This is a genomic window from Nocardiopsis deserti, assembly GCF_008638355.1.
Lineage (GTDB): Bacteria > Actinomycetota > Actinomycetes > Streptosporangiales > Streptosporangiaceae > Nocardiopsis > Nocardiopsis alborubida.
In genome coordinates, this window is sequence record NZ_VWVS01000019.1 from 80,810 (window position 1) to 98,521 (window position 17,712).

General features: G+C 72.6%; 17 protein-coding genes. 8 read left to right on the plus strand and 9 right to left on the minus strand.

Annotation, left to right across the window (positions count from 1 at the left end; all coding sequences use genetic code 11):
* The first annotated feature begins 45 nt into the window (after window positions 1–45).
* Both FYW99_RS24935 and FYW99_RS24940 read left to right on the plus strand, forming a co-directional pair.
* Window positions 46–540, plus strand: a complete 495-nt coding sequence (locus tag FYW99_RS24935; RefSeq protein WP_150254468.1) for a MarR family winged helix-turn-helix transcriptional regulator — start codon at window positions 46–48, stop codon at window positions 538–540.
* A gap of 115 nt (window positions 541–655) precedes the next feature.
* On the plus strand, window positions 656–1,390 hold the full coding sequence (locus FYW99_RS24940) for an SDR family NAD(P)-dependent oxidoreductase (RefSeq protein WP_150254469.1): 735 nt from the start codon (window positions 656–658) through the stop codon (window positions 1,388–1,390).
* Between the two features lie 316 nt (window positions 1,391–1,706).
* Here FYW99_RS24940 and FYW99_RS24945 read toward each other — a convergent pair whose 3' ends face one another.
* The gene (locus FYW99_RS24945) at window positions 1,707–2,321 is read right to left on the minus strand and encodes a MerR family transcriptional regulator (RefSeq protein WP_150254470.1); all 615 of its coding nucleotides are present in this window, start codon (window positions 2,319–2,321) and stop codon (window positions 1,707–1,709) included.
* 75 nt (window positions 2,322–2,396) lie between these two features.
* On the opposite strand from FYW99_RS24945, the gene FYW99_RS24950 reads away from it, so the two are divergent.
* Window positions 2,397–2,900 carry a DUF4188 domain-containing protein gene (locus FYW99_RS24950; protein WP_150254471.1) on the plus strand — a complete coding sequence of 168 codons (504 nt, stop codon included), beginning with the start codon at window positions 2,397–2,399 and terminating at the stop codon, window positions 2,898–2,900.
* Window positions 2,901–3,078: 178 nt separating this feature from the next.
* Here FYW99_RS24950 and FYW99_RS24955 read toward each other — a convergent pair whose 3' ends face one another.
* The gene (locus tag FYW99_RS24955) at window positions 3,079–3,978 is read right to left on the minus strand and encodes a macrolide 2'-phosphotransferase (RefSeq protein ID WP_150254472.1); all 900 of its coding nucleotides are present in this window, start codon (window positions 3,976–3,978) and stop codon (window positions 3,079–3,081) included.
* Window positions 3,979–4,207: 229 nt separating this feature from the next.
* Here FYW99_RS24955 and FYW99_RS24960 point away from each other — a divergent pair, with 229 nt between their 5' ends.
* The gene (locus FYW99_RS24960; protein WP_317847014.1) at window positions 4,208–4,408 is read left to right on the plus strand and encodes a DapH/DapD/GlmU-related protein; all 201 of its coding nucleotides are present in this window, start codon (window positions 4,208–4,210) and stop codon (window positions 4,406–4,408) included.
* A 30-nt stretch (window positions 4,409–4,438) separates the two neighbouring features.
* Here the strand turns inward: FYW99_RS24960 and FYW99_RS24965 are convergent, their stop codons facing one another.
* The 5 genes from FYW99_RS24965 to FYW99_RS24985 form a co-directional block, all read right to left on the minus strand.
* A complete protein-coding gene (locus FYW99_RS24965; RefSeq protein ID WP_150254473.1) occupies window positions 4,439–5,596 on the minus strand; it encodes an amidohydrolase in 1,158 nt (385 codons plus the stop codon).
* Entirely contained in the window at window positions 5,586–6,254 is a 669-nt protein-coding gene (locus tag FYW99_RS24970; protein WP_150254474.1) for a DUF1028 domain-containing protein, read from the minus strand. Before FYW99_RS24970 ends, FYW99_RS24965 begins: the two co-directional genes overlap by 11 nt.
* A complete protein-coding gene (locus tag FYW99_RS24975; protein ID WP_150254475.1) occupies window positions 6,251–6,673 on the minus strand; it encodes a RidA family protein in 423 nt (140 codons plus the stop codon). The genes FYW99_RS24970 and FYW99_RS24975 overlap by 4 nt, the downstream gene beginning before the upstream one ends.
* Window positions 6,674–6,680: 7 nt before the next feature.
* Window positions 6,681–7,958 (minus strand): flavin-containing monooxygenase, encoded by a 1,278-nt coding sequence (locus FYW99_RS24980; RefSeq protein ID WP_150254476.1) that lies wholly within the window; start codon window positions 7,956–7,958, stop codon window positions 6,681–6,683.
* A 131-nt stretch (window positions 7,959–8,089) separates the two neighbouring features.
* Window positions 8,090–9,406, minus strand: a complete 1,317-nt coding sequence (locus FYW99_RS24985; protein WP_150254477.1) for an MFS transporter — start codon at window positions 9,404–9,406, stop codon at window positions 8,090–8,092.
* Between the two features lie 274 nt (window positions 9,407–9,680).
* On the opposite strand from FYW99_RS24985, the gene FYW99_RS24990 reads away from it, so the two are divergent.
* Complete coding sequence (locus tag FYW99_RS24990; RefSeq protein WP_150254478.1) at window positions 9,681–10,589, plus strand: LysR family transcriptional regulator; 909 nt, start codon at window positions 9,681–9,683, stop codon at window positions 10,587–10,589.
* 56 nt (window positions 10,590–10,645) lie between these two features.
* Here the strand turns inward: FYW99_RS24990 and FYW99_RS24995 are convergent, their stop codons facing one another.
* Window positions 10,646–11,785, minus strand: a complete 1,140-nt coding sequence (locus FYW99_RS24995) for a sensor histidine kinase (protein WP_223839522.1) — start codon at window positions 11,783–11,785, stop codon at window positions 10,646–10,648.
* A 387-nt stretch (window positions 11,786–12,172) separates the two neighbouring features.
* On the opposite strand from FYW99_RS24995, the gene FYW99_RS25000 reads away from it, so the two are divergent.
* Entirely contained in the window at window positions 12,173–13,441 is a 1,269-nt protein-coding gene (locus tag FYW99_RS25000) for a DUF418 domain-containing protein (RefSeq protein ID WP_150254479.1), read from the plus strand.
* Window positions 13,442–13,646: 205 nt separating this feature from the next.
* On the plus strand, window positions 13,647–15,536 hold the full coding sequence (locus FYW99_RS25005; RefSeq protein WP_150254480.1) for a S9 family peptidase: 1,890 nt from the start codon (window positions 13,647–13,649) through the stop codon (window positions 15,534–15,536).
* A 146-nt stretch (window positions 15,537–15,682) separates the two neighbouring features.
* On the opposite strand, the gene FYW99_RS25010 is transcribed toward FYW99_RS25005, so the two are convergent.
* On the minus strand, window positions 15,683–15,925 hold the full coding sequence (locus FYW99_RS25010; RefSeq protein ID WP_150254481.1) for a PLDc N-terminal domain-containing protein: 243 nt from the start codon (window positions 15,923–15,925) through the stop codon (window positions 15,683–15,685).
* 498 nt (window positions 15,926–16,423) lie between these two features.
* On the opposite strand from FYW99_RS25010, the gene FYW99_RS25015 reads away from it, so the two are divergent.
* The gene (locus tag FYW99_RS25015) at window positions 16,424–17,671 is read left to right on the plus strand and encodes an MFS transporter (RefSeq protein WP_150254482.1); all 1,248 of its coding nucleotides are present in this window, start codon (window positions 16,424–16,426) and stop codon (window positions 17,669–17,671) included.
* Window positions 17,672–17,712: the final 41 nt, after the last annotated feature.

Here is a 17,712-nt window from a genome sequence, read left to right on the forward strand (position 1 = left end):
CACGTATTTGCTGCGCGACGCAGCGAAAAAGTGAAGGATGGTTCCATGCCACAGCTCTCCCCGGACCGGGAAGCCCTGCTCACCGCGCTCACCGGTGACGCGATACCCGGCTGGGCGGTCCAGGTCGTCCTGCTCAACAGGGTCGTCGCCGACCAACTCGGCGTGACCGACACCGACGTGCAGTGCCTGCACGTCCTGGGCCGCCACGGACCGACCACACCGGGGGCCCTGGCCGCGCACGTGAACCTCACGACCGGATCAGCCTCGCGGATGATCGACCGCCTCGCCGCCGCCGGGTGCGTCCGCCGGGTAGCCGACCCCGGCGACCGCAGGCGGGTGCTGATCGAACCCACACAGGAGGGCCTGGACCGGGTCACCGCCGCCTACGCGGGGTTGGTGGCCCGCACGCGCGAGGACCTGGCCGCCTTCACCGACGAGGAGCTCGACGTCCTCGTCCGGTTCGTGCGGGCCTCGGAGAGGGATACCGCGGCCGAGGCCCACCGCCTCCGGTCGGAGGACATCGGCGGCGCGCGCGCCTGAGCGGCCGGGCACTCCTGTCAGGGGGCTCCGGACGCTCCGCCGGAGGGGCCGCGCCGGTGTCCGGGGGTGCGTGTCGGTGCCCAGTGCCCCTACCACCTGCGGAAATACTGGCCGTATGGATCTTGAGGGAGCCCGCGTCCTTGTGGCCGGGGCCACGGGCGTACTCGGCGGACACATCAGCAGGGCACTGAACCGGGAAGGCACGCGGGTCGTCCTCGCCGGACGCGACGAGGAGGCGCTCGACGCGCTCGCGCGGGAACTCGACGGGTCCTCCACGGCCGTGTTCGAGGCGGCCGACACCGAGGGCTGCGCGGCGCTCGTGCGCCGCACCGCCGAGGAGCAGGGCGGACTGGACGGGCTGGTCATCGCCTTCGGCGTCGTGGCCTTCGACACCGGACCCGACTCCGGGTCCGGGTCCGACACCGGGTCCGGCATCGGGGACGTCGCGGTCGAGAAGATGTTCCAGGTCAACACGCTCGCGCCGATGGCGATGCTGCGCGCGGCGGTCGACGCGGTCAAGCCCGGCGGGGCGGTGGCGGCGGTCACCGCCGTGACCGCCGAGTACCCGACCCACGGCATGGCGGCCTACTCGGCCAGCAAGGCCGCCCTGTCGGCCTGGCTGACCGCCGCCCGCGCGGACTACCGGGCCAGGCACGTCGCGGCCCTGGACGTGCGCGCGCCGCACATGGACACCGGCCTCGCCGACCGCCCCCTGGCCGGGACCGCGCCGGAGAACCTGCCCGAGCCCCACCCCGTGGACGAGGTGGTGGACGCGATCGTGCGGGCCCTGCGCTCCGACGCCAGGATGGTGGCCTTCGACCCACGGGAGCGCAAGCTCACCGTCCGCTAGTGGGTTGGCGAAAGTGTTGCCGGTGTGGCGCCGGGGACTCTCCTCCCCGGTGATCTTGCTACTGGTGCCACTGTGGGCCGTCGACAGTGCCTCTGGGAGCAAGATCATCCTCGATAGGCACGCCCCGGTGAACCTTGCCGGTCACCGCGCTAGCCGGTGGCGCCCCGCCCGTCGGCAGCCGGGTAGCGGCCCCGTGCCGTGCTCGCCGGTGGTTGGTCGCAGGTCCGGGCCCTGTGCCGTGCCCGTGTGACCGGGCGCAGGTCCGTGCCCCGTGCCGTGCCCTCGATGGACGGACCTCGTGTCGCCACCCGTCGCCCTACTGGTCGCCGGGGGGGAACCGCCGGACCACGGCGATCTGCTCGGCCATGCGGCGGAGGGCGAGAAGGAGGGGTTCGGCCAGCGCCGTGCCCAGTACCACGTACCGGACCGCCTCTTCGGGGTTGCCGACCGGGATGTCGGAGGCCTCAGCCGCCGCGATGGTCTCCACGGCCTTGAGGTACGCGGTCATGACGTCCGGGGAGATCTCGAACCCGGCCTGGCGCAGGGCGTCGAGGGACCTCGCGACGTCCTCAAGGCGCTCACGCTCACACATCCCCGGCCGCCATCCGAGCCGTTCGGCCAGCCGCTCGGCGTCGGCGAGGTCGATCTCGCCCTCACCCGGAGGCAGGACCGCGGCGTGGGCGGCACCGAACAGATCAGACACGTTCTCCGGCGGGTCGTCCAGGGTGGCGATGACCTTGCGTGCTCCGGCCACGCTCACTCCGGCGTCGATCAGCGCACGAACGACCCGGAGACGGTGGACGTGGGTGTCCCCGTAGGTGGACCGGGTCGCCGACGTTCGCACTCCCTCCGGTAGCAGGCCCTCGCGCAGGTAGTACTTGATCGTCGACACGGGCACACCGGACTTCGCCGACAGTTCCGCCATGAGCATCGTGGCACCCCCTTGCTTTGGAGAGTAGTGCTATCTATAGTTCGATAGTGTCACTATCTAGTAGAGGGAGCGGTCATGGCCAAGGTTGTCCCGGGACGGGTCACGCACCAGTACGCGGGGGAGCTGGTGGTGTTCCACATCGGTGCGACGTTCAACCACTGGTGGCGGCCGGACCTTTGGATCTCCGTCGAGTCCGCCATGCGGCGGATGCTGCGCGAGCTCTCCGAGGAACCGGACTCCGGCATGCTCGGCTACGACATGCTGTTCAACCACCGCGGGCCGTACATCGTGCAGTACTGGTCCTCGGTCGACAAGCTCTACGACTACGCCTCCGACCGGTCGTTGAGCCACCGGCCGGCGTGGACGAGGTTCAACGCCATGGTGAGGAAGAACCCCGACGCGATCGGGATCTGGCACGAGACCTTCGTCGTCGAGCGGGCCGAGAGCATGTACGTCGGGACCCCTCCCATGGGGCTGCCGGGGGCCACCGAGATCCGGCCCGTGGAGAAGCGGCACCACCGGGCCCGCGCGCGCTTGGCGGACGGAGCCACCGTGTCAGCGGGCAACCCGGCGGAATGACGCTCAGCTACCTGGGCCGGTTGAGAGCGGCGACAGCGCCACGACGCATGCTGTCGGCAGCCCTTCACCGAATGGCGAGGACGCGCGCGGGTCGCACGAATCAGTAGCCCCCTGGAAGGACGCATCGCCCCGCTGACCGGAGCCGGACGCCCGCGCCGTCGTCGGACCGGGCGGCGCGTCAGGCCCCGGGGTCCAGCATCGCCGCCGCGGCGGCCAGATCGGCCTCGGCGCCGGTGGTCAGCGCGTACAGGGCGTACCCGATCGGGGAGGCGTCCCACAGGTGCCTGGCCTGCGCCGCCAGGCCGGGGTGGACGTGTCCGCCCGCCCGCTCGTAGGCAGTGAGGGTGGCCCGCAGCATCGCCTCGCCCGCGGCGCCGTACTGGGCGGACAGGTCGCGGGCTGGGTCGTCCACGCGGGCGGTCGTCCAGTCCAGGACCCCGGTGACCGCGCCCTCCCCGTCGAGCAGCACGTGCGCGGGGTAGATCTCGCCGTGGGTCATCACGGTCCGCTCGGGCCAGCAGGTGTCGTCGTCGAGCCACGTCCGCCAGGCCCCGGTCAGGGCGGGGGAGACGGTGAAGGCCTCACTCACGCGGGCGATGTCGTCCCGCCACGCCTGACGTACCCGGGCCGGGGTACGGACCTCGACGCCCGCGGCCCCGGCCCGCTCCGGGGTGATCGAGTGCAGGCGGGCCAGCAGTCGCCCCAGGCGCTCGGCGTAGTCGGGGCTGGCGGGGTCCATGTGCCAGACGGGCTCCCCGGCGTCGGTCAGGGTCAGGCCCGGGGCGCCGGGCAGGGCCGGGTAGGCGATCAGCTCGGGGGAGCGGACCCGCCAGTCGGGGACCGCGACGCCGTCCTGGGCCAGGACCGGGGCGACCAGGTCGAGGGTGCGCTTCTCGGCGGTCATGCCCTCGGTGACGTCGGCGCGGCGCGGTACGCGCAGCACCCACTTCCGGCCGGTCGTGTCGCGGGCCATGACGACGCGGTAGTCCAGGCCCGCCTCGTTCACCGTGGCGCCCCGCGCGGACAGGTGCAGGTCGTGGGCGGCGGCCAGGGCGATGGTGTGATCGATGGTGCTCATGGGATCAAGCTCCCATCCGTGCCCGCGCCGCGCCAGGCGACGGGTCGCGTGGGCGCCGCTGGGTGCGGACCGCGAGCGGTCGCGCTCCGGTCCGGCCCCGGGCCGCCGCTGGGCACCGTCCGCCGGATACGGGTCAGGGCGGCGATCCCGCCGACCGCCCGTCGCGGACGGTCTGGAGCGGGTTCGCCGGATCAGTCCGTTCGGCGGGCCGCCAGAGGTCGGGGTGCGGGTGTTTCCCCATGACCTCGCCGAGCGCCGCGAGTACCTCTCCTTCGCCCCGATCACCATCGGGGACGACGTCTGGATCGGAGCGGCCGCCGTGATCACGCAGGGGGTGACCATCGGCGCCGGTTCCGTGGTCGCCGCGGGCGCGGTGGTCACCCGCGACGTCCCGCCCGCACCGTGGTCGGGGGAGTCCCCGCCCGCGTGATCACGGCGATCGACTGAGCCCGCCCCCGGGTCACCCGGCCCGCAGGGGGCCGGGCTCCGGCGCCGGGGCGGCGAAGTACTCGTGCGCCGTGCGGGCGAGCAGCGTGGCGCCGTCGGCGATGACCCCGTTGGCGGCCTCCCCCACGCAGACGGCGGCGAACTCGGGCTGGTGGTTGCTGACCGGGAAGCAGCCCAGACCGATGTAGGGGTGGATGGCCGGAACGTGCTGGGAGACGTTGCCCATGTCGGTCGAGGCCCGGTTCATCGTCTGGTGTTCGGGGGGCGCGTCGAAGCGCCGCCCGAGCGCGAGGGCGTGACGCGTGTAGATCTCCAGGGCGCGCTCGTCCGTGCGGAACTCCGAGTAGGGCTGCGACTCCGGGGTGAACTCCAGGGCGGTGTCGGTCGCCAGCGCTCCGGCCCGGAAGCACTGTTCCACCCGGCGGCGCAACGGCTCCAGCTGCTCCAGGCTCCCGGCCCGGGTGTACCAGCGGCCCTCGGTCACCGCGGGGATGGCGTTGGGCGCCTGCCCGCCCACCGTCTGGATCCCGTGGACGCGGGTGCCCGGCGGGAGCTGCTGGCGCAGCAGGCCGAGGGCCACCTGGGCGACCACGAAGGCGTCGTTGGCGTTGCGGCCCTCGTGCGGGTAGGCGGCGGCGTGGGCCGACCGGCCGGTGAAGCGGACGTGGTCGTGGGCGACGGCGTAGGGCTCGGCCCGAGGTGCGTCCACCGGTCCGGGGTGGGCCATCAGCGCCAGGTCCAGGTCCCGGAAGGCCCCCGCGTCCAGCAGTTCGATCTTGCCGCCGCCGCCCTCCTCGGCCGGGGTGGCGATCACGTCGATACGCAGGTCGAGCGGGTCCGCCCAGGGGCGCAGCGCGATCGCCGCGCCCGCCGACATCGCGGCGATCAGGTTGTGCCCGCAGGCGTGGCCCAGGCCGGGCAGCGCGTCGTACTCCACGACGAAGCCGACCCGGCGCCGACCGGACCCGTAGGAGGCGTGCAGCGCGGTGGGAAAGCCGAGGTAGGCGGCGTTCACGGCGAAACCGAACCGCTCCAGCAGCTCCGCCGTCCACCGCGCCGCGCGGTGCTCCTCCCAGGCGGTCTCGGGGTGGGCGTGCAGCGTCTCGGAGTAGGAGACCAGGTGCGGCAGGTGCTCCGCGGCGCTCGGCAGCGCGCCGGGTTCAGCGGTCATCGCCCGGCACCCCGTATCCCGGCGAGGCGGCCGGTTCCAGGCCGCGCCGGACGTAGTCGTCGCGCTGGGGGAGCCAGATCCCGAGCAGTTCCCCCAGCTCCCCGATCGGGTCCTCCCGCCAGTCCACGCGCAGGTCCGTGTCGCGCCAGCCGTGCGCGGACACGGTGGACAGGCCCGCCGAGTACACCGGTCCGGCCTCGCCTCCGGCGGCCAGGCCCGCGGCCAGGGCGGTGAGCAGGCGTTCCTCCAGCTCCCCCCGGGCCGAGCCGAAGGCCTCGCACATGGCCGCGGGGACGCCCGGGTCCGAGAGCATGTTCCCGGCGGCGGCGCAGTGGGGGCCGGTGGCCTCGCCGTGGACGCCGAGGGTGAGGCCGCCGCTGAACGTGGCCGCGGCGCCGGAGGCGTCCACCACCGTGAGCTGCCGGTAGGCGATGTCCGGTGCGGTGCCGGTCACGGCGTCGAGTGCGGCCCGGGGGCTCGCGCCCGCGGCGAGCCGGTCCAGCAGCGCCGTTCCCAGCCGCGGGTCGGTGATGTTCTGTGAGGCGACCGCGCCGACGGAGTCGCGCAGGTGGACGACCCGCGCGGCGACGGCGGGGGAGGACGAGGACGCGGCGATGCCGAACCTGCCGTCCTGGTGGGCCGCGATGGAGAAGGTCACTTCCCGCCTCCCGAGATCACGGCCGTCGCGTCGATCTCCACGAGCCATTCGGGCCGGGCCAGGGCCTGGACGACGATGCCCGTGGAGACCGGGTGGACCCCCTTCAGCCAGCGCCCCATCTCGCGGTAGACCTCCTCGCGGTAGCGCGGATCGATGAGGTAGACGGTCACCTTGACGATGTCCTCCAGACCGCTGCCCGCCTCCCTGAGCAGGAGGTCGATGTTGGCCATGGCCTTCTCGGCCTGCGCGCGGACGTCGCCGACGCCCACGGACTCCCGGGTGTCCAGGTCCTGGCCGATCTGGCCGCGCAGGTACACGACCCCTCCGGCCACCACCGCCTGGCACAGGTCGTTGTCGAGGTTCTGCTCGGGGTAGGTGTCCCTGGTGTTGAACTTGCGGATGCGCGTGTGCGTGGTCAAGGTGTGATCACCCCTGGGTGTGGGACGGGTGCGGGTGCGCGTCGTGGTGTTCCATGTAGCCGCGCTGGATGCAGATCTGGTCGGCCACGTACTTGGCGTCGTGCCAGGCCCCCCAGATGAAGCTCGAACCGCGGCGGGACTGCCACGGCAGCCCCATGAAGTAGACGCCGGGCTCGGAGGAGACCCCGCGCTGGTGCCTGGGTCTGCCGTCCTCGTCGAACGCGTCCACCCGCAGCCAGCCGTAGTCGGCGGTGAAGCCGGTCGCCCACAGGACGGTCCGGACCCCGGCGGCGGCGAGGTCGAGTTCGGGGAGGGGGTCGGTCACCGACTCGGGGTACGCGCCCAGGACGCGGGCCTCGGGCTCCTCGGGCAGGTCGAGTCCGTTGCGCTCGACGTAGGCGTCGGCCTCGTCCAGCAGCGACAGGTAGTTGGCGTCGCCGCGGGCGATGTTGTCCCGCAGGTCGGGCGCGAAGCGGACGGTTCCGGCGTCGAAGGACTCCGTCCGGCCGACCAGCGTGACGCCGCGCCCGGCCAGGGCCCGGAAGTCCACGGTGTGGCCGCCGTGCGCGCCGCTGACCGCGATCGTGACGTGCTCGGCGCCCTGCGCGGGGGCCGAGGCCTCCCACTTGCCGAGGACGCCCAGCCACCAGACGAAGTCGTGTTCCCGGTACCTGCGCGGCGGGCGGTCGTGCGGACCGACGGACAGGTACACCTGTCGGCCGCTGGCGCGGAGTTCGTCGGCGATCTGGACCCCCGAGGAGCCCGACCCGACCACGAGCACGCCGCCCTCGGGCAGCTGCGCGGGGTTGCGGTAGGCGCTGGAGTGGATCTGGAGCAGGTCCGCGTCCTCGGGGATGAGCGGGGGGACGACCGGCCGCTGGAACGGGCCGGTGGCGGCCACGACGTAGCGGGCGTCGAGGTCCCCGTCCGAGGTCCGGACCCGGAACCCCCGGCGCCCGGTGTTGCGGCGCACCGAGGTCACCTCGACCCCGCACCGGATCGGCGCACCGATCTTCTCGGCGTAGGTCGCCAGGTAGTCCGCGACGCCGTCCTTGGAGGCGAAGTCCTCGGGGGCCAGGCCGGTGAACTCCAGTCCGGGGAACCGGTCGTGCCAGACGGGCCCGTTCGTGACCAGCGAGTCCCACCGCTCCGAGCGCCAGCGCTCGGCCACACGGTTCCTCTCCAGGACGACGTGCGGCACCCGGCGGTCGCCGAGGTGCTCGCTCATCGCGATCCCGGCCTGCCCCCCTCCGACGACGACGACCTCGATCTCTTCCAATGACATGCACAGCCTCCAGGCTCTGGTCAACGCGTGTGTTCGGGGCGGGTGCGTCCCGCGTGCCTTCCCCGGCCGCGCGGGCGCCGCCCCCCCCGGGTCCGGCGGCGGCCGGACCCGGGCAGGTGGGGGGAGGGGGTTCAGCGAGGGGCCCGGTCGCTCTCGTGCAGCAGGTCGGAGCCGCTGGTCTCGGGCATGGTGCGCAGCGTGACCGCACCGATGACGCCGATCACGACCATGGTGAAGGCGGGGACCATGCTGCTGCCGGTGAGGGAGATCAGCCAGGTCATCAGGTACGGCAGGGTTCCCGCGAAGAACGCCCCGGCGACGCTGTAGGCCATCGACAGCCCGCTCTGCCGGGTCCGGGTCGGGAAGAGTTCCGCCACCGCCGACGCGTGGGTGCCCAGGATGACCGCCAGGATCGCGGCCAGGCCGAAGGTCGCGGCGAACGCCGCCCACGAGGTCTGCACCTGCATCAGCAGGAACAACGGCACGGCGGCCACGATCAGCAGCGCGGCGGCGGTGTAGAGCACCGGCTTGCGGCCCACGCGGTCCGACACCCTGCCCGAGAGCGGGATGATCCCCATGGCGACGACCGAGGCCACCGCGGAGAGCAGGGCCGCCCGGTCGGCGGGCACCCCCACGATCTCCTCCTGGTAGGTGATCAGGTACACCAGGACGATGTAGAAGGTCGAGTTCATGAAGGTCTCGATGCCGACCGTCTGGAGGAACTGCCTGCCGTTGGAGCGGAACACCTCGACGACCGGCTGGCTGGGGACGTTGTTCATGTCCTCCAGCGCGCGGTACTCGGGCGTGTCCTCGATGCGCAGGCGGATGTAGAGGCCCACCGCGGCCATGGGCACCGTCAGCAGGAAGGGGATGCGCCACGCCCAGTCGAGGACGACCTCGGCCGGGAAGGACGCGTGCAGGGCCCACACGGCGAACGACGCGCACAGGAACCCGGCGACCGAGCCGAACTCGATCCAGGAGCACCCGAACCCGCGGCGCTTGGGCGGCGAGAACTCCGCGAGGAAGGCCGCGGCCGAGCCGAACTCCCCGCCCGCGGCGAGCCCCTGGATGATGCGGGCGACCACCAGCAGGATCGGCGCGAGGATGCCGACGGACTCGTAGCCGGGCAGCAGCCCGAGCATGAGCGTGCCCGCCGCCATCGAGATGATGACGATCGACAGCGTGGTCTTGCGCCCGAAGCGGTCGCCGAGGTGGCCGAAGAGCACCGAGCCGAGCGGACGCACGAAGAACGCCACGGCGAAGACCGCGAAGACCGACAGCAGGGCGGTGGTGCCGTCCTGCTCGGGGAAGAACACCTGCGCCATGGTGGTGGCCAGGTAGGCGTAGACGGCCCAGTCGAACCAGTGGACGAAGACGCCCACCGCCCCGGCGAACACACCCCGCCGCAGGTCCTTCTCGTCGACCTGCTCTGCGACCTCGCTCGTCATCTCTTCTCCTGGGGGTCTCGTCCTGGCGCGCACCGGGGCCCGGGAGGCCGCGGCGGCCTCCCCGGTCGGGGCGTCCCTGCGCATGGTCAGGCGGTCGCTCGTTCGCGGGAGTGTGGTCTCGAACGCCTGGCGGGGGAGGGGTGGGCCCCCGGCGCCGTCGGTGTCCGACCTGCCTGTGTCATGGGTCACCACTATCCAGGTGAGGCCTAGGATCTGTAAAACACATAGTTCCGAAGATCTCCTTCGGAAAAAGCGATAGGGGAGGTCCCCACCGATGGGCGACGTGAGCCTGCGGCAGCTGGAGTACCTCAGGGCCATAGCCAGGCTCGGATCGGTGACGGCGGCGGCTCGGGAACTGTTCGTCTCGCAGTCGACGGTCTCGACGGCGTTGACCGACCTGGAGTCGGCGCTGGGGGTCACCCTCTTCGTCCGCTCACCGAAGGGCATGCGCCCCACCGCGTCGGGGCAGCGCGCCCTGGCCGTGGCCGACGACGTGCGGGCCAGCCTCGAACAGCTCCGGGAGACCGCCAGCCGGGAGAGGGAGGAGGTCGAGGGGGAGCTCACCATCGGCTGCTACGCGACGATCGCGCCGATCCTGCTGCCCAGGGTCATCGCGGAGTTCTCGCGTCGGCACCCGCAGGTGCGGCTCTCGTTCGTCGAGGCCTCCCACGGGGCCCTCGTGGACGACCTGCTCAACTCCCGCATCGACCTGGCGATCACCTACCACTACGAGCTGGCGGGCGTGCGCCCGGCGGCCGGCGTGACCTCGCAGTGGCTGCGGTCCGATCCCCCCTACGCGCTCACCCCGGTGGACGGGCCCCTGAGCGCGAAGGGGGAGCTGACCCTGGCGGACCTGGCGGTCGAGCCGCTGATCCTCTTCGACCTGCCGCCCGGCGGCGACTACTTCCTCGGCCTGTTCGACAGGGCGGGGCTGACGCCCAACGTGCGCTTTCGCACCACGAGCTTCGAGATGGTGCGCGCCCTGGTGGCCCGCGGCCTGGGCAACGCCCTGCTCACCCAGCGCACCGTGCTGGAGCGCAGCTACGAGGACCTGCCCTACGCGACCAGGGAGCTCGACATCCGGCCCGAGGGGCTCGGGATCGAGGTCATGCGGCTCGCCGGGCGCAAGCCGGTGCGGCGGATGGAGGCCTTCGTCGACGTCTGTAGGGAGGTCGTGGTCTGACCCGCCGGGGCGCCGAGGCGCTGGGGCCGGAGGCGGGGCGGCCCGGGGCGGAGCGCTCACCTCCGGGCGGTGTCCTCCGGGCTCGGCGCGGGGGCCGGGTGCGGGAACCGCGCGGCGGTCGTGAACCGTCCGTCCTCGTGTTCCACCGTCAGTTCGCCTCCGCTGTCGGCCACGCGCTCGCGCAGGGTGGCCAGGCCCCGCAGCCGGGTGGGCGGTTCCTGGGAGGCGCCGTCGTTGACGATGCTGATGCCGGTCTCGGTCAGGGTGATGCGCACCCGCCGGGCCTGGGCGTGGCGCAGGATGTTGGTGGTGGTCTCGCGCAGGACCTGGCCCAGCAGCTCGCCCGCGCCCGGGGCCACCTCGGCCTCGCGGTCCACGCGCACGTCGATGTCGGCGGCCTCGAAGAGGTTCTTGGCGTTCTCCAGCTCCGCGGACAGGTTGAGGCGCCGTTGGGCGTAGGCCAGTTCGCGGGTCTGGGTGATGGTCTCGCCCACCAGGGTCTGGATCTCGCCCAGTTCCTCCTCGGCCCGGTCGGGGGCGGCGCGCACCAGTTTGCGGGCCAGCGCGGTCTTGAGCTTGACCACGTGCAGGGTGTGGCCCTGGATGTCGTGCAGGTCGCTGGCGAAGCGCGTGCGCTCCTGGGCCACGGCCAGCTCGGCCTCGCGCTCACGCGCCGCCGCCAACTCCGCGATGAGGCCGTGCATCGCGTGGACGAGGATCGTGAGCACGACCCCTCCCAGGGCGACACCCGCCGAGGCGACCACGTACTGGAGCAGGAAGTCGCCCACGCCGTCGCGCGACACCACCAGTTTCGCCGTGAGCCCGGCGGCGGCGAAGACGGTGATCCCCGCCGTCGCCGCCCGCTGGTGGCGCGGCAGGTCGAGGACGATGATGGTGGACACGATGGCGAACCCGTAGGCGGGCATGGAGACGTCCACCAGGAGCATGCCGAGCAGCCACAGGATCGCGGTGACGACCAGGCCGGTGAGCGCGGCCCGGGAGAGGCGGCCCACGCGCCACCGGCTGACGACCAGCAGGGTCACGGCCAGGCTCACGGCCATGAGGAGCGCGTCCCGCCACGAGCTGGCGTTCACCGCCACCAGCAGCGCCCCGACGGCGGAGATCGCGCCGGTCATGAGGTCCACGTGGAGCCTGCGCAGTCGTCCCTGCGTCTCCTCGGTCTTCTCGGACGTCATGCGTGTCCCTTCCAGGTTCGTGTCCACCATCGCGCACGGTCCCTCGCCTCGGGGCCTGACGCCGTCGGAGCGGCGGTGCCCGGGCCGCGGGGGAGGGGGCCGGGCGGAGCGGAGACGCGTCAGCCGCGGTGTCAGCCGCCCCGGGCGCGGGCGAGGACCGCGTCCGCGCGAGGGCGCTCCGCGCGGGCGGGCGCCGGGTGCGCACTCAGTATCCTTCCGGCTCCGCCGCGTGCACCAGTGACGCCGTGTCATGTCCTGCCCCCGACAAACGTCACGGCCGGTTGGTGACGTGGTCCCACTGCCCCAGAAGCGCGACGACGGCTGCAATGGACACCTGCCCCCCGAACGCTGACCGATCGCCGCGAAGACCCTCTGGAGCCCGTCACCATGACGACCGACCGTGCCGAAGGCCCGCCCGCCGACCCCGGAGCCGAAGACCCGCCCGCAGCCGCCGCCGACACCCGGGCTCCGGCGCGTTCGACGCCGGTCACCGAACGCGCCCTCGCCCCGGACCTCGCCCGCGGCATGATGCTGCTGCTGATCGCGCTGGCCCACGTGCCATGGTTCCTGTACCACACGCCCACCGGCCTGGCCATGCTGCACCCCGTCGACGGCGGCCTCGCGGACAAGGTCGCGCAGTTCATGACGATCGTCGTCGTGGACGCCCGGACGCACACGATGTTCGGCTTCCTCTTCGCCTACGGCATCGGGCAGATGTACCGCAGACAGAGGTCGCGCGGCACCAGCGAGAAGGACGCGCGCGGGCTCCTGCGCAGGCGCCACCTGTGGATGCTCGTCTTCGGCGCGGTGCACGCCGCCCTGCTGTGGCAGGGCGACATCCTGGGGACCTACGGCCTGATCGGGCTCGTCATGGTGCCGCTGTTCCTCAACCGCAGCGACCGCACCCTCAAGATCTGGTTGTCCGTCCTGCTGGCCCTGGGCGCCCTGGTCACCGCCCTCTCGGTGGCCTCGGTCCTGCTGGCGCCGGACGCGGTGTCCACGGCCGCGGCGACCGACATGCAAAGGGCCAGCATCGCCGAGACGAGCTACCTGCTCTCCACCGTGTTCCGCCTCCCGGCCTGGTTCTTCGGGCTCTTCTCCGGCCTGTTCACCCTGGCCCTGCCGACGGTGTTCCTGATCGGCCTGCTCGCGGCGCGGCACCGGTTCCTGGAGGACCCGGCGCGACACCTGGGGCTGCTGCGCCGGGTCGCGGTCCTGGGCATCGCCGTGGGGTGGGCCGCCGGAGCGGTGCTGGGTCTGCAGCACGTGGGCGTCCTGGACGCCGCCCACATCTCGGCGGTCGCCTCGGTGCACTTCTACACCGGGATCTTCACCGGGGTGGGTTACGCCGCGCTCTTCGGGCTCCTGGCGCACCGGCTCTCCGCCCGGGGGACCCAGCGGTCCCTGCCGGTCCGGGCGCTGGTGTCCCTGGGGCGGCGCTCCCTGAGCGGCTACCTGGCCCAGTCGGTGGTCTTCGCCCCGTTCCTGGCCGCCTGGGGGCTGGGCCTGGGCGTGCACCTGTCCAGCTGGTCGGCGGTGCTGGTGGCGGTGGGCACCTGGCTGCTGACCGTCGCGGCGGCGTTCTGGCTCGACCGCGCGGGCAGGCGCGGACCGGCGGAGGTCCTGCTGCGGAGGCTGACCTACCGCAAGCCGTGACGCGCTCCTGCGCCGGGGCGGCGCCACCGATCCGGCATGACGTTCCCCCTTCCGGCTCCTGACGCGGTGCCGCTGGCGGCGTCCCGCGGCCGGGAGAGCACTGAAGGACATATTCCATCCGACGCCGCGGAGCCGCGGACGGGCGCGAGGGCACGGCCCTCCCGGTCCACGGCCCCCGTCACCGAACACCAACGAGAGGGATGACATGGCACTGCCCGCGAGGATCTCGGTCGAGGACTTCTTCGGTGCGCCGGAGCGCGCCGGTGCGACGATCTCGCCGGACGGCACCCGCATCGCCTACCTGGCCCCGTGGAGGGACCGGCTCAACGTCTGGGTCCAAGGCCTCGACCCGACCGGAGGTTTGGACGGCGAGCCGCGCTGTGTGACCGCGGACGAGACCCGCAGCGTGCAGAGCTACCAGTGGACCGACGACCCGCGCTGGCTGCTCTACCTCCAGGACAGCGGCGGCGACGAGAACTGGCACCTGTTCCGGGTCGACCTGGACGCCGCCGAGCCCACCGCCGTGGACCTGACCCCCCTCCCCGGCGCACGGGTCGTCAGCTTCGAACCCTCCCGGGGGCGGCCGGGGAAGCTGACCGTCTCGCTCAACGCCCGCGACGCCGCCGAGTTCGACCTGCACGAACTCGACGTGGCCACCGGCGAGCTCACCGTGCTGGCCCGGAGCTCCGGCGCCGGGGACACCTGGTTCCAGGGCCGCGAGGGCGAGTTGTTCAGCACCTCCCTCAACGCCGACGGTGACTCCGAGGTCTCCCGCCGCGACCCCGCGACGGGCGCCCTGCGCCCGGTCCTGGTCCACGAGGGCGCCGACTACCCGGTGGGCGTCTTCCCGGCGCAGGTCACACCGGACGGCACCGGGATGTGGATCGGCTCCAGCAAGGGCACCGACCGCACCCGCCTGGTGCGCGTGGACCTGTCCACGGGTGAGGAGAGCGAGGTGGACAGCCACCCGGTCTTCGACATCGACACGCGGGCGCAGGTCTTCCCCACCTTTCCCCCGCCGCTGATCCGGGACCGGCGGGGTGAGCTGCTGGGGGTGCGCTACACGGGAAGGCGTCAGGTGATCCGGGCCCTGGATCCGCACTTCGCCGAGGTGCTGGCCGAGCTGGAGAAGCTGTCCGAGGGTGACCTGGGCGCGGTGTCCTGTGACGACAGCGGGCAGCGGTGGGTCGTGGGCTTCACCCACGACCGCGACCCGGGCGCGACCTGGTTCTACGACCACTCCACCGGCCAGTCCCGGCTGCTGTTCCGCCCCTACCCGCACCTGGATCCCGGGGCGATGGCCCCCATGCGGCCGGTGACGATTCCCGCCCGGGACGGGCTGGAACTGCCCTCCTACCTGACGCTGCCGGTGGGCGTGGAGCCCGAGAACCTGCCGATGGTGCTGCTGGTGCACGGCGGTCCCTGGGCGCGCGACAACTGGGGGTTCAACGGTTCCGCGCAGCTGTGGGCCAACCGGGGTTACGCGGTGCTCCAGGTCAACTTCCGCGGCTCCAGCGGATTCGGCAAGGCCCACATGAAGGCCGCGATCGGCGAGTTCGCCGGGAGGATGCACGACGACCTCATCGACGCCGTGGACTGGGCCGTGGAGCGGGGCCACGCCGACCCGGCCCGGGTCGCGATCCTGGGCGGCTCCTACGGCGGCTACGCCGCGCTCGTGGGGGCGGCCTTCACCCCGGACCGCTTCGCCGCCGCCGTCGACGTCGTCGGCATCTCCGACCTGGCCAACTTCATGCGGACCCAGCCCGCGTTCGTGCGGCCCGCGCTGGTCAACAACTGGTACCGCTACGTCGGCGACCCGGCCGTTCCCGAGCAGGAGGCGGACATGCTGGCCCGCTCGCCCATCAGCAGGGTGGACCGGATCACCACACCCCTGATGGTGGTGCAGGGCGCCAACGACGCCCGTGTGGTCAAGGCCGAGTCCGACAACATCGTCGCGTCGCTGCGCGAGCGCGGCGTGGACGTGGAGTACCTGGTCTTCGACGACGAGGGCCACGCCATCGTCAACACGGAGAACCTGATCACCATGTTCGGCGCCATCGACCGCTTCCTCTCGCGCCACCTCGGCGGACGGTGAACCCGTGACCGGGCACGGCCGCGCCTTCGCCAGGGCCGGGGGCCGGGGGAGGGGTGAAGCCCCGCCCCGCCCTGGGCCCGGCCCGCGGTCGGTGGGGAACACGCGGGCGCTCCGCCTCCCGCCTCCCGTGCGGCCGGGGACTCCGGTCAGTAGGGAACACGGCTGCGTCCGACGAGGAACCACAGGATGGCCCCGATCAGGGGCGCGATGCAGACGAAGATGAGCCAGACGACCTTCATCGCCCCGTCCACCCGCGACGTGAGGATGCTGAACACCGCCGCGATGATCAGCACGACCGCCACCAGGGACACCACCAGGACCCCGATCAGCAGGAGGATGGGGAGTCCGGTGGCGAGGAGGCCGGAGTCGTTCAGCGCCAGGAGCGGCATGTCGTTCCCTTTCGAGGTCCGGGTCGGGCGTCGTGTCCCCGTCCGGCCGCGGCGGATCCGCGGGCGGGCTCCCGGCGGTCCGTCGGTGTGGGCCGACCGGGCGCCCCGCGGGGACGAACACCACGTTAGGTGCGTGAACTGCGGGAGCGCATCCACCTGGGGAACCCACCGGGGCGGCTCCTAAGGCGGTACGCCCCGGGGGCCGGCGTCGCTTTGGTCGGTGCGCCGACCGACTTTCGTCGGTGCCTCCCGGTCCCGGGACACGGTGCCGATGCCCTCCGCGGTCGGCGTGACCGTGCCGTTCGGGGACCGGGCCCGGGTGTTCGCGGCCCTCCAGGGCGGATCCGCACAGTCACGCAGCGGTACGCGGCCATGTGTCGTGCGTCACTTTGGCTTGCGTTCGGAGGGTGTCGGGTAGAAATTGGGACGGACGTCCCAGTTTCTTGGTGGGGTGCTCCCCGGCCACGAATCCCGTACACGCGGAAGGACCCCTCCGTCATGCCCAATCCGTACGCGCAGATCTTCGCGGTGCGTGGAGCCAAGGGCTTCACCATCGCCGGGCTCGTCGGGCGCATGCCCGTGGCCATGACCAACGTCGGCATCATCACGATGCTCTCCACCACCCACGGCAGCTACGCCCTGGCAGGTGCCGTGGCCGCCGCCTTCACCTTGTCCATGGCGCTGATCACGCCGCAGGTCTCGCGTCTGGCCGACCGCCACGGCCAGCGCCGCGTCCTGCCCCCCGCTGCCGCAGTCAGCGTCGTGTCCCTGCTCCTGATGCTGCTGTGCGTGCGGTTCGACGCGCCGTACTGGGCACTCTTCGCGTTCGCGGTCCCCGCCGGGACCATGCCGAACATGTCCGCGATGTCCCGCGCGCGCTGGACCGGGCTGCTGCGCGGCTCGCCCCGGCTGCACACCGCCTACTCCTTCGAGTCCGTGGCCGACGAACTCACCTTCATCACCGGCCCGGCGCTGTCGGTGGTGCTGAGCACCATGGCCTTCGCGCAGGCCGGTCCGCTGGCCGCCGCGGCCTTCCTGGCCCTGGGCGTCACCCTGTTCGTGGCCCAGCGCGGTACGGAGCCGCCGCTCCAGGCCGCCGAGGAGCAGGGGGCCGAGGGCGCGACCGCGCTCAGCGGCGCCCTCCTGGTCCTGGTGCTGACCCTGCTCGCGGGAGGTGTGATCGTCGGCGCGGTCGACGTGGTCGCGGTGGCCTTCGCCGAGTCGCTCGGCGTGACCAGCGCCACCGGCGTCGTGCTGTCGGCCTACGCGCTCGGGTCGGCGGTGTCCGGACTGACGTTCGGATTGCTGAACCTGCCCTGGCGGCTCCACAGGACGCTGATCGTGGCCGTGGCCGGCACGTTCGTGACCACCCTTCCCTTCCTCGTGGTCGGTAGCATCTGGACCCTGTCCGTGGCCGTGTTCTTCGCGGGGATCTTCTTCGCCCCCACGATGATCCTGGTGATGACGCTGATCGAGCGGACCGTCCCGCCGTCCAGGCTGACGGAGGGCATGACCTGGGCCCTGACCGGTCTGACCATCGGTACCGCGATCGGCACCTTCTCCTCGGGGCTGGCGGTGGAGGAGAGCGGCACCACGGGCGGCTTCCTCGTCGCGGTCGCGGCTGGCGCCCTCGCCCTGGTCCTGGCCCTGGCGTTCGCCCCGCTCCTGGGCCGGATCCAGGAGCGGTCCAGGCGGGCGCAGGAGGAGCAGAACGCTGAGGGGGAGGCGGCCGGTACCGCTGGGTGAGCGAGTTCCGGGGCCCGCACCGACCTCCGCCCCGCGGCACA

Coding starts and splice junctions, on each gene's coding strand:
- FYW99_RS25010 (WP_150254481.1), bottom strand. CDS start 15,925: ATGCCGCTCCTGGCGCTGAACGACTCCGGCCTCCTCGCCACCGGACTC.
- FYW99_RS24995 (WP_223839522.1), bottom strand. CDS start 11,785: ATGACGTCCGAGAAGACCGAGGAGACGCAGGGACGACTGCGCAGGCTC.
- FYW99_RS24990 (WP_150254478.1), top strand. CDS start 9,681: ATGGGCGACGTGAGCCTGCGGCAGCTGGAGTACCTCAGGGCCATAGCC.
- FYW99_RS25015 (WP_150254482.1), top strand. CDS start 16,424: ATGCCCAATCCGTACGCGCAGATCTTCGCGGTGCGTGGAGCCAAGGGC.
- FYW99_RS25005 (WP_150254480.1), top strand. CDS start 13,647: ATGGCACTGCCCGCGAGGATCTCGGTCGAGGACTTCTTCGGTGCGCCG.
- FYW99_RS24980 (WP_150254476.1), bottom strand. CDS start 7,958: ATGTCATTGGAAGAGATCGAGGTCGTCGTCGTCGGAGGGGGGCAGGCC.
- FYW99_RS24945 (WP_150254470.1), bottom strand. CDS start 2,321: ATGCTCATGGCGGAACTGTCGGCGAAGTCCGGTGTGCCCGTGTCGACG.
- FYW99_RS24935 (WP_150254468.1), top strand. CDS start 46: ATGCCACAGCTCTCCCCGGACCGGGAAGCCCTGCTCACCGCGCTCACC.
- FYW99_RS25000 (WP_150254479.1), top strand. CDS start 12,173: ATGACGACCGACCGTGCCGAAGGCCCGCCCGCCGACCCCGGAGCCGAA.
- FYW99_RS24940 (WP_150254469.1), top strand. CDS start 656: ATGGATCTTGAGGGAGCCCGCGTCCTTGTGGCCGGGGCCACGGGCGTA.
- FYW99_RS24955 (WP_150254472.1), bottom strand. CDS start 3,978: ATGAGCACCATCGATCACACCATCGCCCTGGCCGCCGCCCACGACCTG.
- FYW99_RS24985 (WP_150254477.1), bottom strand. CDS start 9,406: ATGACGAGCGAGGTCGCAGAGCAGGTCGACGAGAAGGACCTGCGGCGG.
- FYW99_RS24965 (WP_150254473.1), bottom strand. CDS start 5,596: ATGACCGCTGAACCCGGCGCGCTGCCGAGCGCCGCGGAGCACCTGCCG.
- FYW99_RS24950 (WP_150254471.1), top strand. CDS start 2,397: ATGGCCAAGGTTGTCCCGGGACGGGTCACGCACCAGTACGCGGGGGAG.